Genomic DNA, 15,479 nt, shown 5'->3' with positions numbered 1-15,479 from the left:
TGTCAATGACTGGGGGCGGCATGACCGCGGCAGGGACGCCAGGACACGGCCCGCTCTCCGGCGTGCGCGTGGTGGAGCTGGCAGGCATCGGACCGGGCCCGTTCGCGGCCATGCTCCTGGCCGACCTCGGCGCCGACGTGGTGCGCGTCGACCGGCCCGGCGGTCCCGGCCTCGCGATCGACCCGGCGTACGACGTCACCAACCGCAACAAGCGCTCGGTGCTCGTCGACCTGAAGGACCCGGACGGCCCCGACCGCGTCCTCGACCTGGCCGCACGCGCCGACATCCTGATCGAGGGCTACCGCCCCGGCGTCGCCGAGCGCCTCGGCGTCGGCCCCGAGGACTGCCACGCCCGCAACCCCGCCCTGGTCTACGGCCGGATGACCGGCTGGGGCCAGCAGGGACCGCTGGCCCTGCGCGCGGGCCACGACATCGCCTACATCGCCCTCACCGGCACCCTCGGCATGATCGGCCGCCCCGACGAGCCCCCGGCGGTCCCCGCCAACCTGCTCGGCGACTACGCGGGCGGCTCCCTCTACCTCGTCGTCGGCGTCCTGGCCGCGCTGCACCACGCGCGCGCGGGCGGCGCCGGCCAGGTGGTGGACGCCGCCATCGTGGACGGCACCTCACACCTGGCCGCGATGATCCACGGCATGGTCGCCGCGGGCGGCTGGCAGGACCGGCGCGCCGCCAACCTGCTGGACGGCGGCTGCCCGTACTACGGCACCTACGAGACCGCCGACGGCGGACACATGGCGGTCGGCGCCCTGGAGCCGCAGTTCTACGCCGAGTTCCTGCGGCTGCTGGGCGATGTCGACGACCTCGCCGACGCCCGCAAGGACTGGACCCGCTGGGGCGAGCTGCGCGAGCGGGTCGCGGCCCGCTTCAAGGCCCGCACCCGCGAGGAGTGGACGGCCGTCTTCGACGGCTCCGACGCCTGCGTGGCCCCCGTGCTCACCCTGTCCGAGGCCCCGCACCACCCCCATCTGGCCGCCCGCGGCACCTTCACCGACCACGGCGGCATCACCCAGCCCGCCCCCGCCCCGCGTTTCTCCGCCACCCCGACTACCGTGCGCACCGCCCCCGCGCGGCCGGGCGCCGACACCGCCGAGGTGGCCCGCGACTGGGCCGTACCCGCCCTGCTCGACGACGACAAGGACCGCACCTGATGGAGCTCTCGACCTTCCTCGACTACGCGGGCGACCCGCGCGCTGCGGCGGACCGGGCGGCCGCGCTGGAGTCGGCGGGCCTCGACACGGTCTGGGTCGCGGAGGCCTACGGCTTCGACTCGCCGACCATCATGGGTTACCTGGCCGCCCGCACCGAGCGGATGAAGATCGGCTCAGCGATCCTCAACGTCTACTCCCGCACCCCCGCCCTCATCGCCCAGACGGCCGCGGGCCTCGACGCGGTCTCCGGCGGCCGGGCGGTCATCGGGCTCGGCGCCTCCGGCCCGCAGGTGGTCGAGGGCTGGCACGGCAAGGCGTACGACAGGCCGCTGGGCCGGACCCGCGAGACCATCGAGCTGACCCGGCGGATCCTGCGCCGCGAGACCATCGACCACCACGGCATCACCGACATGCCCCGCCCCGGCGGCCTCGGCAAGCCCCTGAAGATCCTCACCAGGCCGGTCCGCCCCGCGGTCCCGCTCTACGTTGCCTCCCTGGGCCCCGCCAACGTCCGGATGACCGCCGAGATCGCCGACGGCTGGCTGCCCACCCTCTTCATCCCCGAGAAGGCGAAGGACGTCTGGGGGACCCCGCTCGCGGAGGGCGCCGCCCGCCGCGATCCGTCCCTCGGGCCGCTGCGGGTCGTCGCCGGCGGTCTGCTCGCCATCGGCGAGGACGCGGCCGCCGCCCGCGACCTGGCCCGCCCCAGGATCGCCCTGTACGTCGGCGGCATGGGCGCACCGGGCAAGAACTTCTACAACGACCTGGCCGTCGCCTACGGCTACGAGAAGGAGGCCCGGCTCATCCAGGAGCTCTACCTCGCCGGCCGTCACCGCGACGCGGCGGCCGCCGTACCGGACGAGTTCTGCGAACTCATATCCCTGTGCGGCCCGGAGGGCTACGTCCGCGAGCGCATCGCCGCCTTCCGGGAAGCGGGCGTGACCACGCTGGACGTGATCCCCGTCGGCCCGGACCCGGCCCGTCTGGTCGAGACCGTCAAGAACTGGCTCTGACCCCCACCGCCACCGAACCCCCGTTGAAAGGCTTGTCAGTGAGCACCGAAGCGTACGTGTACGACGCGATCCGCACCCCGCGCGGCCGCGGCAAGGCGAACGGCGCCCTGCACGGCACGAAGCCCATCGACCTGGTCGTCGGTCTGATCCACGAGATCCAGCACCGTTTCCCGGGCCTGGACCCGGCCGCGATCGACGACATCGTGCTCGGAGTCGTCGGCCCGGTCGGCGACCAGGGCTCCGACATCGCGCGGATCGCCGCGATCGCCGCCGGCCTGCCCGACACCGTCGCCGGCGTCCAGGAGAACCGGTTCTGCGCTTCGGGCCTCGAAGCCGTGAACATGGCCGCCGCCAAGGTCCGTTCGGGCTTCGAGGACCTCGTCCTCGCGGGCGGCGTCGAGTCCATGTCCCGGGTGCCGATGGCCTCCGACGGCGGCGCCTGGTTCAACGACCCGATGACCAACCTGGCCACGAACTTCGTGCCGCAGGGCATCGGCGCCGACCTGATCGCCACCATCGAGGGCTTCTCCCGGCGCGACGTCGACGAGTACGCGGCGCTCTCCCAGGAACGCGCGGCGACGGCCGTCAAGGAGGGCCGCTTCGACCGGTCCGTGGTCCCCGTCAGGGACCGCGCGGGCCTCGTCGTCCTCGACCACGACGAGCACCTGCGCCCCGGCACCACCGCCGACTCCCTCGCCAAGCTCAAGCCCTCCTTCGCCGACATCGGCGAACTCGGCGGCTTCGACGCGGTCGCGCTGCAGAAGTACCACTGGGTGGAGAAGATCGACCACGTCCACCACGCGGGCAACTCCTCCGGCATCGTCGACGGCGCCTCCCTGGTCGCCATCGGCTCGAAGGAGATCGGCGAGCGCCACGGCCTCACCCCGCGCGCCCGGATCATCGCGGCCGCCGTCTCCGGCTCCGAGCCGACCATCATGCTCACCGGCCCCGCCCCGGCCACCCGCAAGGCCCTCGCCAAGGCCGGCCTCACCATCGACGACATCGACCTGGTCGAGATCAACGAGGCGTTCGCTGCGGTCGTGCTGCGCTTCGTCAAGGACATGGGCCTGTCCCTGGACAAGGTCAACGTCAACGGCGGCGCCATCGCGCTCGGCCACCCGCTCGGCGCCACCGGCGCCATGATCCTCGGCTCCCTCGTGGACGAGCTGGAGCGCCAGGACAAGCGGTACGGGCTGGCCACCCTGTGCGTGGGCGGCGGCATGGGCATCGCCACGATCGTCGAGCGCGTCTGACCACCCCGGCGGAACCAAGAGACCTCACGGAGACCCTCACATGACCGAGAGCACCACCATCCGCTGGGAGAAGGACGACACCGGTGTCGTCACCCTGGTCCTGGACGACCCGAACCAGTCCGCCAACACCATGAACGCGGCCTTCGTCGAGTCCCTCGCCGCGGTCGCCGACCGCCTGGAGGCCGAGCGGGACTCGATCCGCGGCGTCGTCTTCACCTCCGCCAAGAAGACCTTCTTCGCCGGCGGCGACCTGCGCGACCTCATCCGGGTCACCCCCGAGACCGCCCAGGACCTCTTCGACGGCGGCCTCGCCATCAAGCGCAACCTGCGCCGCATCGAGACCCTCGGCAAGCCCGTGGTCGCCGCCATCAACGGCGCGGCCCTCGGCGGCGGCTTCGAACTCGCCCTCGCCTGCCACCACCGCGTCGCCCTCGACACGCCCGGTACGAAGATCGGCTGCCCCGAGGTCACCCTCGGCCTGCTCCCGGGCGGCGGCGGTGTCGTGCGCACCGTCCGCCTGCTGGGCATCGCCGACGCGCTGCTGAAGGTCCTCCTCCAGGGCACCCAGTACAACGCCCGCAGGGCCCAGGAGAACGGCCTGGTCCACGAGGTCGCCGACAGCCCCGAGGACCTCCTCGCCAAGGCCCGCGCCTTCATCGACGCCCACCCCGAGTCCCACCAGCCGTGGGACGTCCCGGGCTACCGGATCCCCGGCGGCACCCCGGCCAACCCGAAGTTCGCGGCCAACCTGCCCGCCTTCCCCGCCTCGCTGCGCAAGCAGACCGGCAACGCCCCCTACCCGGCGCCGCGCCGCATCCTCGCCGCCGCCGTCGAGGGCAGCCAGGTCGACTTCGAGACCGCCCAGGTCATCGAGGCCCGTTACTTCGTGGAGCTGGCCGCAGGCCAGATCTCGAAGAACATGATCCAGGCGTTCTTCTTCGACCTGCAGGCCGTCAACTCCGGCGCCAACCGGCCGCAGGGCGTCGAGCCCCGCAAGGTCACCAAGGTCGCCGTCCTCGGCGCGGGCATGATGGGCGCCGGGATCGCCTACTCGTGCGCCCGCGCGGGCATCGACGTCGTCCTCAAGGACGTCTCCGCCGAGGCCGCGCACAAGGGCAAGGGCTACTCCGAGAAGCTGTGCGCCCAGGCCGTCGCCAAGGGCCGCACCAGCCAGGAGAAGGCGGACGCGCTGCTCGCCCGGATCACGCCCACCGCCGACCCGCGGGACCTCGCCGGCTGCGACGCGGTCATCGAGGCCGTCTTCGAGGACACCGCGCTCAAGCACAAGGTGTTCGAGGAGATCGAGTCGGTCGTCGCGCCCGACGCCCTGCTGTGCTCCAACACCTCCACGCTCCCCATCACCGCCCTCGCCGAGGGGGTCGAGCGCCAGGAGGACTTCATCGGCCTGCACTTCTTCTCGCCCGTCGACAAGATGCCGCTCGTGGAGATCATCAAGGGCGAGCGCACCGGTGACGAGGCCCTGGCGCGCGCCTTCGACCTGGTCCGGCAGATCAACAAGACGCCGATCGTCGTCAACGACTCGCGCGGCTTCTTCACCTCCCGCGTGATCGGCCACTTCATCAACGAGGGCGTCGCCATGGTCGGCGAGGGCATCGAGCCCGCCTCCGTCGAGCAGGCCGCGGCGCAGGCCGGCTACCCGGCCAAGGTGCTCTCCCTGATGGACGAGCTGACCCTCACCCTGCCGCAGAAGATCCGCCGCGAGTCGAAGCTGGCCGTCGAGGAGGCCGGCGGCACCTGGGCCGCGCACCCGGCCGAGGCGGTCGTCGACCGCATGGTCGACGAGTTCGGGCGGCCCGGCCGCAGCGGCGGCGCCGGGTTCTACGACTACGCCGAGGACGGCAAGCGCGCCGGGCTCTGGCCTGGCCTGCGCGAGCACTTCACGAAGCCCGGCCACGAGATCCCGTTCCGGGACATGCAGGAGCGGATGCTCTTCGCCGAGGCGCTGGACACCGTGCGCCTGCTGGAGGAAGGCGTCCTGACCTCGGTCGCCGACGCCAACATCGGATCGCTGTTCGGCATCGGCTTCCCGGGCTGGACCGGTGGTGTCCTCCAGTACGTCAACGGCTATGAGGGCGGCCTGCCCGGCTTCGTGGCCCGCGCGCGCGAGCTGGCGGAGACCTACGGCGACCGCTTCGCCCCGCCCGCCCTGCTGGTGGAGAAGGCGGACAAGGGGGAGACCTTCACGGACGCCCGCTGACCGGACCGTCCCGTCCCGGCCCACGTCTCAGGAGGGCCGGGACTCCTCCTGTCCGGCGAGCCACTGGTGCACCTCGTGCCGGAGCGAGCGCTGGAACGTGGTCAGCAGTGCCTGGACCACCAGCGGCCGCACATCGGCGGACAGGGACCTCACGTCCTCGTCGGTCCGCTCCGCCACCTCCGCCCGGAACAACTGCGCCAGCGCGTGGGCGGCCGCGCGCGAGTGCTCGATCAGCACCGTGCGCGCGGCGAGGATCGCCTCCTCGGACAGCGGCAGGTCCAGGAGCTGGACCGCGAGCCGGAACAGGGCCGGGTCGATGCGGTAGGCGTCGCCGTCCGGCCGTACGGCGTCCATCGCGACGAGCCGCTCGACGTCCCCGTCGTCCAGCGGACGTCCGGCCCGGCGGCGCAGCTCCGCGGCGCCGACCCGCTCCTCGGTGTCCGGGGCCCAGGAGGCGACGACGGCCCGGTGGATGGCCAGGTCCCCGTCGGTGAGTCCGGGCGGCAGCCGGTGCAGGTAGCGTTCGATCGCCGCCAGGCTCATGCCCTGGAGCCGAAGCTCCTCGATGAGCGCGAGCCGGGCCAGATGCCCGGGTCCGTAGTGGCCCACCCGGCGGGCACCGATCACCGGCGGCGGGAGCAGGCCCTTGGTGCCGTAGAACCGGACCGTGCGCACGGTGGTGCCGGCCCGGGCGGCCAGCTCGTCGATGGTGAGCGCCGGCTTGCCGGACGTGCTGTCGGTGTCGGTCGTCATGCGCAGCAGTATCGCTGTCACAGCGGCACTGTGACACCGGCACCGCCATGCCGCGAATGATCGTTTGTTCGTCACTTGTTCACACACATGACATGATCACCATCTTGTGAGAAGTGCCGCTGTGTGACCTGCGCCATCGCATACGCGAAGGGGACCGGGGGAAACTGGCACCTTGGTCTGTGCCATCCACCGAGCGCGCCGACCGAGAACGTCCGGACACCCGAGCGTGATCCGCTCGGGCGCACCAGAGAGTGGAAACCACCTGTGAGCAAGAACGCCGTGGACACGGCACAGGCCGTCGCCACCCGGACCGACGCGGCACAGACGCCCGCGGACGCGGGCGACGCCGGCTACAGCAAGGACCTCAAGGCCCGCCACGTCAACATGATCGCCATCGGCGGCGCGATCGGCACGGGCCTCTTCCTCGGCGCCGGAGGACGCCTCCACAACGCCGGCCCGGCCCTCGCGCTGGCCTACCTGGTCTGCGGAATCTTCGCCTTCTTCGTCGTCCGCGCCCTCGGCGAGCTGGTCCTGTACCGCCCGTCGTCCGGATCCTTCGTGTCGTACGCGCGCGAGTTCCTGGGCGAGAAGGGCGCCTACGTCGCCGGCTGGATGTACTTCCTCAACTGGTCGACGACCGGCATCGCCGACATCACCGCGATCGCGCTCTACACGCACTACTGGAGCATGTTCACCAGCATCCCGCAGTGGACGCTCGCGCTGATCGCGCTGGCCGTGGTGCTCACGGTGAACCTCATCTCGGTGAAGATCTTCGGCGAGATGGAGTTCTGGTTCGCAATCATCAAGGTCGCCACCCTGGTCGGCTTCATGCTGATCGGCATCTTCCTCCTGGCCACCCAGCACAAGGTCGACGGCCGGACCCCGGGCCTGAGCGTCATCGACGACCACGGCGGCGTCCTGCCGCACGGCCTGATGCCGGTCGTCCTGGTCATGCAGGGCGTGATCTTCGCGTACGCGGCGCTGGAACTGGTCGGTGTCGCGGCCGGCGAGACCGCCGAGCCGGAGAAGGTCGTCCCGCGCGCGGTGAACTCGATCATGTGGCGGGTCGGCGTCTTCTACGTCGGTTCGGTCGTCCTGCTGGCGCTGCTGCTGCCCGGCTCGGTGTACTCCGCCGACGAGAGCCCCTTCGTGACGGTGCTCTCCAAGGTCGGGATCTCGGGTGCCGGTGACGTCATGAACCTGGTGGTCCTGACCGCCGCGATGTCCTCGCTCAACTCCGGCCTCTACTCCACCGGCCGCATCCTGCGCTCCATGGCGGTGGCCGGGTCGGCGCCGAAGTTCACCTCCCGCATGAACCGCAGCCAGGTCCCCTACGGCGGCATCCTGCTGACCTGCGCGGTCTGCGTGCTCGGTGTCGTGCTGAACTACCTGGTGCCCAGCCAGGCCTTCGAGATCGTGCTGAACGTCGCCTCCCTCGGCATCATCAGCACCTGGGTGATCATCATGATCTGCCACCTGATCTTCGTCCGCCGGGCCAAGGAGGGACTGGTCGACCGGCCGTCGTTCCGCCTCCGCTTCAGCCCGTACACCGAGATCGCCACGATCGCCTTCCTGATGGTCTGCCTCGGCATGATGTGGAACGACGCGGAGGTGGGCCGCAAGACCCTCCTGCTGATCCCGATCATCGCCGTCCTGCTGGTGGCGGGCTGGTTCGGAGTCCGCCGCCGGGTCTCCCAGACCGCCGGCCAGGAACCGTCACAGCTCACGAAGTAGCAGGCCGACGCCCTTGTCAGTGGTGTCGTCTACGGTGGCGTCATGTCGCAGATCACGTATGTCCGGGGTGACGCCACCGCTCCGTCGGGCGAGGGCGTCAAGGTGATCGCCCATGTCTGCAACGACACGGGCGGCTGGGGGAGGGGCTTCGTCCTGGCGCTCTCGCGCCGCTGGCCGGAACCGGAGAAGGCCTACCGGGCCTGGCACCGCGACCGGGCGGGCAACGACTTCGCCCTGGGCGCGGTCCAGCTGGTCGAAGTCGGCCACCACCTGTGGGTGGCCAACATGATCGGCCAGCACGGCATCCGAACCGGCGGCAAGGGCGCCCCGGTCCGCTACGAGGCGATCGACACGGCGCTGGACACGCTGGCCGGCAAGGCGCTGGAACTGGGCGCCTCCGTCCACATGCCCCGCATAGGCTGCGGTCTGGCGGGCGGGACCTGGTCGCGCGTCGAACCGCTGACAGCCCGGCGTCTGGCGGCCCGCCGCGTCCCGGTCACCGTCTACGACCACGGCGAGGACACGTCCCGGCAGGGGCGCGGGGAACCGCGTGACCGGCCGTGACCGGTCCGCGGTTCCCCGTGCGGCGCACCCGGCGACCGGCTAGTGCACGTCGTTCGTGGCCTCGATCTTCTTCCAGGACTTCGGCTGGACCGGCGTCGCCGCCGCCCTGAGCGCGGTCGCCGCCGGCGTCACCGGCTTCGTCGGTTCGAACAGCCACGTGTCGAACAGCGCCGACAGCGACTTCCCTGACACCTTCTCGGCGTACTGCTCGAAGTCGGCCACCGACGCGTTGCCGTACGCGTGCTCCTTCGGCCAGCCCTTCAGGATCGTGAAGAACGCGTCGTCACCGACCGCGTTCCGCAGCGCCTGCACCGCCAGCGCCCCGCGGTCGTAGACGGCGATGTCGAACTGGTCGTCCGGGCCCGGATCCCCGGGCCTGACCGTCCAGAACGGGTCGTCGGCCGGGTGCGACGCGTACACGTAGTCGGCCAGTTCCTGCGTCGTGCCCTCGCCCTCGTGCTCGGACCACAGCCACTGCGCGTACCGGGCGAAGCCCTCGTTGAGCCAGATGTCCTTCCAGCCCTTGAGGGAGACGTCGTCGCCGTACCACTGGTGCGCCAGCTCGTGCACCACCACGGAGGTGTTGGAGCCGTTCGCGAACTGCCTGGGGCTGTAGTACACGCGGCTCTGCGTCTCCAGCGCATACCCCGTCGTCGTGTTCGGCACGTACCCGCCGGCCGAGCTGAACGGGTACGGCCCGAAGTAGCCGGAGAGCCAGTCCACGAGTTCCCCGGTGCGCTCCACGCTCGCCCGGGCCGCCCCGTCGTTGTCGCCGAGGTCCCTGCTGTAGGCGTTCACGACCGGCACCCCGCCCTCGGAGGTGCTCCTCGTGATGTCGAACCTCCCTACGGCCAGGGTGGTCAGATAGGTCGCCTGCGGCTTGTTCTGACGCCAGTTGTAGCGGGTCCAGCCGCGCTGCGAACTGCTCGACTGGAGCAGCCCGTTGGAGACGACCTGGGTGCCGTCCGGGACGGCGACCGAGACGTCGTAGGTCGCCTTGTCCAGCGGGTGGTCGTTGCTGGGATACCACCACCAGGCGGACTCGGGCTCGTCCGCCGCCACCGCCCCGTCAGGCGTGCGGTGCCAGGTACTGAAGCCGTACGCGCTCTTCGTGGACGGCACCCCGCTGTAGCGGACCACGACCGTGACCGGCGTGCCCTTGTCCAGCGGCGACGCCGGGGTGACGACCAGCTCGTGCTGCCCGGAGGTGGTGAAGGCGGCCTTCGCGCCGTTGACCCGCACCTCGCTCACGTCCAGCAGGAAGTCCAGGTCGAAGCTGGACAGGTCCTGCGTGGTGCGCGCCAGTATCGTCGCGGTGCCCGACAGCTCGTCGGTGGCCGGCTGGTACTGCAGGCGCAGGTCGTAGTGGGAGACGTCGTACCCGCCGTTGCCGTAGTACGGGTAGTAGGGGTCGCCGATGCCCGGCGCGCCGGGGCTGTGGCCCGCGGCCGACGCCGGGACCGCCAGCAGGAGGGAGGCCGCCGCCAGTGCGCCGGGCGCGAGGATTCTGCGGTGCACGAGAACTCCAGATCGGTAGGGGGCCGAGGCGTCCCGCCACGCGCGGGCGGAACACCAGGTCGACGGAGCAGGGAAACTGTTCGGAGCCTATTGAGTCCCTGTGGCCCCTCGCCTGTCCACGGCCCCCGGTGTCACACGATCGCCATTCGGCCGCAATCAGATCCTTCGGTCACTCAGGTGCCGTCTTTTGCGCGGGAGTTGACCGGGGTAGCGTCCGCCGCATGCCGAAACGTACGCGCTTCACGACCTGGAGACCGTTCGTCATCGCGGTCGTCGCGGCCCTGGCGGCCGCCTTCCTCAGCCCCGTCGCCGCCCAGGCGGCCGGCCGGGGCCCGCGCGAGAGCCGGCCCGTCTACTCCTACGCCGGCGCCATCCGCGAGGCCGTCTGGGTGGACACCGGCCTCGACTCCGACGGCGACGGCAGGACCGACCGGGTGGCCGCCGACATCGTCCGGCCCGCCGAACCCGCCGCCCAGGGCCGCAAGGTGCCGGTCATCATGGACGCCAGCCCCTACTACTCCTGCTGCGGACGCGGCAACGAGAGCCAGCTCAAGACGTACGACGCCGCCGGGAACGTCGTCCGGATGCCGCTGTTCTACGACAACTACTTCGTGCCCCGCGGCTACGCCGTCGTCGGCGTCGACCTGGCCGGCACCAACCGCTCCGACGGCTGCGTCGACGTCGGCGGCCGCTCGGACATCCAGTCCGCGAAGGCCGTCGTCGACTGGCTGAACGGCCGTGCCAAGGCCTACAGCAGCCGCACCGGCGGCACGGCGGTCAAGGCGACCTGGACCAACGGCAGAACCGGCATGATCGGCAAGAGCTGGGACGGCACCATCGCCAACGGCGTCGCCGCGACCGGCGTCAAGGGCCTCAGGACGATCGTCCCGATCAGCTCCATCTCCTCCTGGTACGACTACTACTTCGCCCAGGGGGCCCCGCTGTACGACTCCGGGCCCGACTGGCTGGCCGGCGCGGTGGAGAGCGACGACGCCTACGCCAAGTGCGGCGCCGTCCAGCAGAAGCTGGTCGACGGCGCCCCGCGCACCGGCGACTGGACCGGCCTGTGGACCGAACGCGACTACGTCAAGGACGCGTCCAAGGTGAAGGCCAGCGTCTTCCTCGTGCACGGCATGCAGGACCTCAACGTCCGCACCAAGAACTTCGGCCAGTGGTGGGACGCCCTCGCCAAGAACGGCGTCGAGCGCAAGATCTGGCTCTCCCAGACCGGGCACGTCGACCCCTTCGACTACCGGCGCGGCGCCTGGGTCGACACCCTGCACCGCTGGTTCGACCACGAACTCCTCGGCTACGACAACGGCATCGACCGCGAACCGATGGCCGACGTCGAACGCCACCCCGACCAGTGGGTGACCTCCTCCGTCTGGCCGCCGCGCGGCACCACGGCCACCACCCTGCGGCCCGCCGCCGGCACCCGGGCAGGGGTGGGCACCCTCGGGGTGAAGCGCGGCTTCGGGACCGAGACGTTCACCGACGACCCGGCGCAGAGCGAGACCGACTGGGCGGCCCAGCTCGCCACCCCGACCGCCGACAAGGCCGGTTTCCTCACCGCGCCGCTCACCCGGGACCTGCGGCTGTCCGGGTCGTCCGAGGTCACGGTCACCGCCACCCCGACCACCTCGACGGCCCACCTGACCGCCGTCCTGGTCGACCTCGGCCCCGACACCATCCGGGACTACGCCGACGGCGCCGAGGGCATCACCACCCTCACCGACCGCACCTGCTGGGGCGAGAGCACGGCCGGTGACAGCGCCTGCTTCCTGAGAACCGCGGCGAAGACCAAGGCCGTCGACTACACCGTCTTCAGCCGCGGCTGGGCCGACCTCGGCACCTACGCCGACCCCGGCCACGGCGTCCCGCTCACCCCGGGCCGCACGTACACGATCACCCTCGACCTGGCGGCCACCGACCACGTCGTACCCAAGGGACACCGCCTGGCGCTGATCGTCGCGGGCACGGACAAGGACCTCATCGATCCGCCGTCCACGACACCGACGCTCACCCTGGACCTGTCCCGTACCGCGGCCGAGGTCCCGCTCGTCGGCGGAGCCCCCGCGTTCACCCGCGCGACCGGCGCCCGCTGGACCGCTCCCGGCGCCGGCCGGCTGACCGGAGTGCGCGTCCCGCACACCGTGCGGCGGGTCCCGGCGAGCTGACCGCTCAGGCGGCCGGGCCCGGATCCACCAGCCCGGCCGCCTGCAGGGCACAGCCCCAGGCCACCGTGACCCCGGCCCCGCCGTGCCCGTAGTTGTGCACCAGCACCCGCCCGTCCGGCAGGACTTCACGCTCCAGCCGGACCGTGTCCCGGTACGGCCGCAGCCCCACGCGGTGCTCCAGCACGCGCGCCCCGGCGATCTCCGGCCGGACCGCCGCGCACCGCGCCACGATCCCGGCCGCGACGGCCGGATCCGGCTCCAGGGACCAGGCGTCCTCGTGCGCCGTGCCGCCGAGGATCAGCCCGCCGGGCTGCGGGAAGAAGTAGGCGGAGACGCCCTCGCCGGCCGTCGCGGACTCGTCCGCGGGTGCGTCGACCGAGGTGTACCAGGTGTCGACCCCCGGGTTCTCCACCACGACCAGCTGCCCGCGCACCGGACGCACCGACGGATCGGGGACCAGCGAACGGGCACCGAGACCGGTGCAGTTGACCACGACCGCGGCCGGAACCTCGCCCAGCGCGCGCACCTCCCGCTCCTCGACCGTCCCGCCCGCCTTCTCCAACCGCTCGCGCAGCCAGGCGAGATGGACCGGCATGTCGATCAACGGCAGCCGCGCCGAGAGCCCTTCGGCGGTGTCGGCGAGGCCCGGCACCCGCGCCGCCCAGGAACCCAGCCCGTCCAGCCGCAGCCCGTCGTGCACACCCTCGACCAGGCGTACGCCCGTCCGCGCGGACCGCTCCGCCGACTCCGTGTACACCGCCAGCGAGGTGAGCGCCCACTCGCCTACCAGCCGCTCCGGCTCGATGCGGTACGGCCACCACAGGCCGCCCGCGACCGCCGAGGTCGTACGCCCGCCGCTCTCCCGGGCCCAGACCCGCACCCGCCGTCCGCGCTCGGCCAGCACCACCGCCGTGGTCAGCCCGACGACCCCGCCACCGACCACGATCACGTCACCACTCAGCTCACGGTCCATGCCGGGACGCTAGCCGACCATGTCATGCTGCGCTCAGCCCGGCCGGCCGCGGGGAAAACGCACAGCAGGTCCGCCGCAAACGCGACCCTCGGGCCGGCTCCGGCGACGCGCGCCGGCGGCGGCCACGAGGTCCACCGGGACTTCGTGGACTTCGTCGTCGACGGGTCCCCGCTGCCCTTCCGGCTCCCCGGCCCGGACGCCGTCCCCCCGCTCGCCTCCGACGTCCCGCCCGCGATCTTCACCACCCAGGTCCGCCGCCGGGCCGCCGGGTCCTGCTGATCGGCGCTCGTGTCGCCCTCCTCGCCAAGCCGGCGGCGGACCTGCGCGCCATCGGCACCGGCGCCGACATCCCCGGCGACACCGAGAGCGTTCCGGCGGCGGCCGTGACGGCCTGACCGGCCGGAGACCGGGCTCGGGGCGTGCCCGCGGCGCATTAGGATCGGCCTCCTGATGACTGCCACTCTCGTCGCCAAGAACCTCGCCGCCGGGCACGGCGACCGCTCCCTCTTCGCCGGGCTCGACCTCGTCGTCGCCCCCGGCGACGTGATCGGGCTGGTCGGTGCCAACGGCGCGGGCAAGTCCACCCTGCTCCGCCTGCTCGCCGGACTCACCGCGCCGGAACAGGGCGAGGTGCGGCTCTCCCCGCCGACCGCGGCCGTCGGCCACCTGCCCCAGGAGCCGGAGCGCCGGCCGGACGAGACCGTGCGCGCCTTCCTGGCCCGCCGCACCGGGGTCGCCGAGGCCCAGCGCGTGATGGACGAGGCGACCCAGGCCCTGGTCGACGGGGCACCGGGCGCCGACGACGCCTACGCCACCGCCCTGGAACGCTGGCTCGGCCTCGGCGGCGCCGACCTGGAGGAGCGCGCCGCGGAGGTCGCCGACTCCCTCGGCCTGGCCGTCGACCTCGACCAGCCGATGATCTCCCTCTCCGGCGGCCAGGCCGCCCGCGCGGGCCTCGCCTCCCTGCTCCTGTCCCGCTACGACGTCTTCCTCCTCGACGAGCCCACCAACGACCTCGACCTGGACGGCCTGGAACGGCTCGAACGCTTCGTGACCGGCCTGCGCGCCGGCACGGTCGTCGTCAGCCACGACCGCGAGTTCCTCACCCGCACCGTCACCAAGGTGCTCGAACTCGACCTCGCCCAGGGACAGATCAACCTCTACGGCGGCGGCTACGACGCCTACCTGGAGGAACGCGACACGACCCGGCGGCACGCCCGCGAGGACTACGAGGAGTACGCCGACAAGCGGGCCGCCCTCCAGGACCGCGCGCAGACGCAGCGCTCCTGGATGGACAAGGGCGTCAAGAACGCCCGGCGCAAGGCGGGCAACGACAACGACAAGATCGGCCGCAAGTTCCGCAGCGAGGCCAGCGAGAAGCAGGCCGCCAAGGCCCGCCAGACCCAGCGCATGATCGAACGCCTGGACGTGGTCGACGAGCCGCGCAAGGAGTGGGAGCTGCGCATGGAGATCGCGGCGGCCCCGCGCTCCGGTTCGGTGGTGGCCACCCTGCGCGACGCCGAACTGCGCCGCGGTGACTTCGCCTTCGGACCGGTGACCCTGCAGATCGACTGGGCCGACCGGGTCGCGGTGACCGGCGCGAACGGATCCGGCAAGTCGACCCTGCTCGCCGCCCTGCTGGGCCGTGTGGAGCTGGACGCGGGGCACGCCGCGCTCGGCTCGGGGGTCGTGGTCGGAGAGGTCGACCAGGCCCGCAAGCTCTTCCACGGCACCGAGACCCTGCTGGACGCCTTCGGCGCGGCCGTCCCGGACACCGAACCGGTCGAAGTCCGTACCCTGCTGGCGAAGTTCGGGCTCAAGCAGGACCACGTCAGGCGCTCGGCCGCGACCCTGTCACCCGGCGAACGGACCCGCGCCGCGCTCGCGCTGCTCCAGGGCCGCGGCGTCAACCTGCTCGTCCTGGACGAGCCGACGAACCACCTCGACCTGCCCGCGATCGAACAGCTGGAGTCCGCCCTCGACTCCTACGAGGGCACCCTCCTGCTGGTCACGCACGACCGCCGCATGCTCGACGCGGTGCACGTGACCCGCCGCCTGGAGGTCGCGGCGGGCAAGGTCACCGAGCGCTAGCCCGGACCCGGCGCGG

11 protein-coding genes and 1 pseudogene are annotated in these 15,479 nt (G+C 72.1%); 9 read left to right on the top strand and 3 right to left on the bottom strand.

Annotation, left to right across the window (positions count from 1 at the left end; translation table 11 throughout):
• Positions 1-20: 20 nt before the first annotated feature.
• Genes ACIRQ9_RS35295 through ACIRQ9_RS35280 form a run of 4 tightly spaced genes read left to right on the top strand, consistent with a single transcriptional unit; the run spans position 21 to position 5,653 of the window.
• Positions 21-1,169, top strand: a complete 1,149-nt coding sequence (locus ACIRQ9_RS35295) for a CaiB/BaiF CoA transferase family protein (RefSeq protein WP_404183113.1) — start codon at positions 21-23, stop codon at positions 1,167-1,169.
• Positions 1,169-2,182 carry an LLM class F420-dependent oxidoreductase gene (locus ACIRQ9_RS35290; protein ID WP_404183110.1) on the top strand — a complete coding sequence of 338 codons (1,014 nt, stop codon included), beginning with the start codon at positions 1,169-1,171 and terminating at the stop codon, positions 2,180-2,182. Before ACIRQ9_RS35295 ends, ACIRQ9_RS35290 begins: the two co-directional genes overlap by 1 nt.
• Before the next feature lie 38 nt (positions 2,183-2,220).
• Positions 2,221-3,435 (top strand): acetyl-CoA C-acetyltransferase, encoded by a 1,215-nt coding sequence (locus tag ACIRQ9_RS35285; protein ID WP_404183107.1) that lies wholly within the window; start codon positions 2,221-2,223, stop codon positions 3,433-3,435.
• Between the two features lie 40 nt (positions 3,436-3,475).
• Positions 3,476-5,653: a 3-hydroxyacyl-CoA dehydrogenase NAD-binding domain-containing protein gene (locus tag ACIRQ9_RS35280; protein WP_404183103.1), complete on the top strand. Its 2,178-nt coding sequence runs from the start codon at positions 3,476-3,478 to the stop codon at positions 5,651-5,653.
• 27 nt (positions 5,654-5,680) lie between these two features.
• On the opposite strand, the gene ACIRQ9_RS35275 is transcribed toward ACIRQ9_RS35280, so the two are convergent.
• Positions 5,681-6,406, bottom strand: a complete 726-nt coding sequence (locus ACIRQ9_RS35275) for a MerR family transcriptional regulator (RefSeq protein WP_404183205.1) — start codon at positions 6,404-6,406, stop codon at positions 5,681-5,683.
• Positions 6,407-6,670: 264 nt separating this feature from the next.
• Here ACIRQ9_RS35275 and ACIRQ9_RS35270 point away from each other — a divergent pair, with 264 nt between their 5' ends.
• Positions 6,671-8,140, top strand: coding sequence for an amino acid permease (locus tag ACIRQ9_RS35270; protein WP_404183100.1), 1,470 nt, complete (start codon positions 6,671-6,673; stop codon positions 8,138-8,140).
• A gap of 42 nt (positions 8,141-8,182) precedes the next feature.
• Positions 8,183-8,704 (top strand): macro domain-containing protein, encoded by a 522-nt coding sequence (locus ACIRQ9_RS35265; RefSeq protein ID WP_404183098.1) that lies wholly within the window; start codon positions 8,183-8,185, stop codon positions 8,702-8,704.
• Positions 8,705-8,743: 39 nt separating this feature from the next.
• Here the strand turns inward: ACIRQ9_RS35265 and ACIRQ9_RS35260 are convergent, their stop codons facing one another.
• A complete protein-coding gene (locus ACIRQ9_RS35260) occupies positions 8,744-10,222 on the bottom strand; it encodes a M1 family metallopeptidase (RefSeq protein ID WP_404183095.1) in 1,479 nt (492 codons plus the stop codon).
• Positions 10,223-10,443: 221 nt separating this feature from the next.
• Here ACIRQ9_RS35260 and ACIRQ9_RS35255 point away from each other — a divergent pair, with 221 nt between their 5' ends.
• On the top strand, positions 10,444-12,399 hold the full coding sequence (locus tag ACIRQ9_RS35255; RefSeq protein WP_404183092.1) for a Xaa-Pro dipeptidyl-peptidase: 1,956 nt from the start codon (positions 10,444-10,446) through the stop codon (positions 12,397-12,399).
• A 4-nt stretch (positions 12,400-12,403) separates the two neighbouring features.
• Here the strand turns inward: ACIRQ9_RS35255 and ACIRQ9_RS35250 are convergent, their stop codons facing one another.
• Positions 12,404-13,372, bottom strand: a complete 969-nt coding sequence (locus tag ACIRQ9_RS35250) for an FAD-dependent oxidoreductase (protein WP_404183089.1) — start codon at positions 13,370-13,372, stop codon at positions 12,404-12,406.
• A 24-nt stretch (positions 13,373-13,396) separates the two neighbouring features.
• Between ACIRQ9_RS35250 and ACIRQ9_RS35245 the strand changes: the two are divergent.
• Both ACIRQ9_RS35245 and ACIRQ9_RS35240 read left to right on the top strand, forming a co-directional pair.
• Positions 13,397-13,749, top strand: a pseudogene (locus tag ACIRQ9_RS35245) (hypothetical protein); the annotation flags it as partial.
• Positions 13,750-13,822: 73 nt separating this feature from the next.
• Positions 13,823-15,463: an ABC-F family ATP-binding cassette domain-containing protein gene (locus ACIRQ9_RS35240; RefSeq protein ID WP_404183086.1), complete on the top strand. Its 1,641-nt coding sequence runs from the start codon at positions 13,823-13,825 to the stop codon at positions 15,461-15,463.
• Positions 15,464-15,479 lie beyond the last annotated feature (16 nt).

This window comes from Streptomyces sp. NPDC101237, from assembly GCF_044767465.1.
In the GTDB taxonomy this organism is placed as follows: domain Bacteria; phylum Actinomycetota; class Actinomycetes; order Streptomycetales; family Streptomycetaceae; genus Streptomyces; species Streptomyces gramineus.
Note: the sequence above shows the minus strand (reverse complement) of the source record. Positions and strands in the feature narration are given on the sequence as shown.

Excerpts from the sequence above, each read along its gene's own strand:
- ACIRQ9_RS35290 (WP_404183110.1), top strand. The coding sequence starts at position 1,169 with ATGGAGCTCTCGACCTTCCTCGACTACGCGGGCGACCCGCGCGCTGCG.
- ACIRQ9_RS35295 (WP_404183113.1), top strand. The coding sequence starts at position 21 with ATGACCGCGGCAGGGACGCCAGGACACGGCCCGCTCTCCGGCGTGCGC.
- ACIRQ9_RS35280 (WP_404183103.1), top strand. The coding sequence starts at position 3,476 with ATGACCGAGAGCACCACCATCCGCTGGGAGAAGGACGACACCGGTGTC.
- ACIRQ9_RS35250 (WP_404183089.1), bottom strand. The coding sequence starts at position 13,372 with ATGGACCGTGAGCTGAGTGGTGACGTGATCGTGGTCGGTGGCGGGGTC.
- ACIRQ9_RS35275 (WP_404183205.1), bottom strand. The coding sequence starts at position 6,406 with ATGACGACCGACACCGACAGCACGTCCGGCAAGCCGGCGCTCACCATC.
- ACIRQ9_RS35255 (WP_404183092.1), top strand. The coding sequence starts at position 10,444 with ATGCCGAAACGTACGCGCTTCACGACCTGGAGACCGTTCGTCATCGCG.
- ACIRQ9_RS35240 (WP_404183086.1), top strand. The coding sequence starts at position 13,823 with ATGACTGCCACTCTCGTCGCCAAGAACCTCGCCGCCGGGCACGGCGAC.
- ACIRQ9_RS35265 (WP_404183098.1), top strand. The coding sequence starts at position 8,183 with ATGTCGCAGATCACGTATGTCCGGGGTGACGCCACCGCTCCGTCGGGC.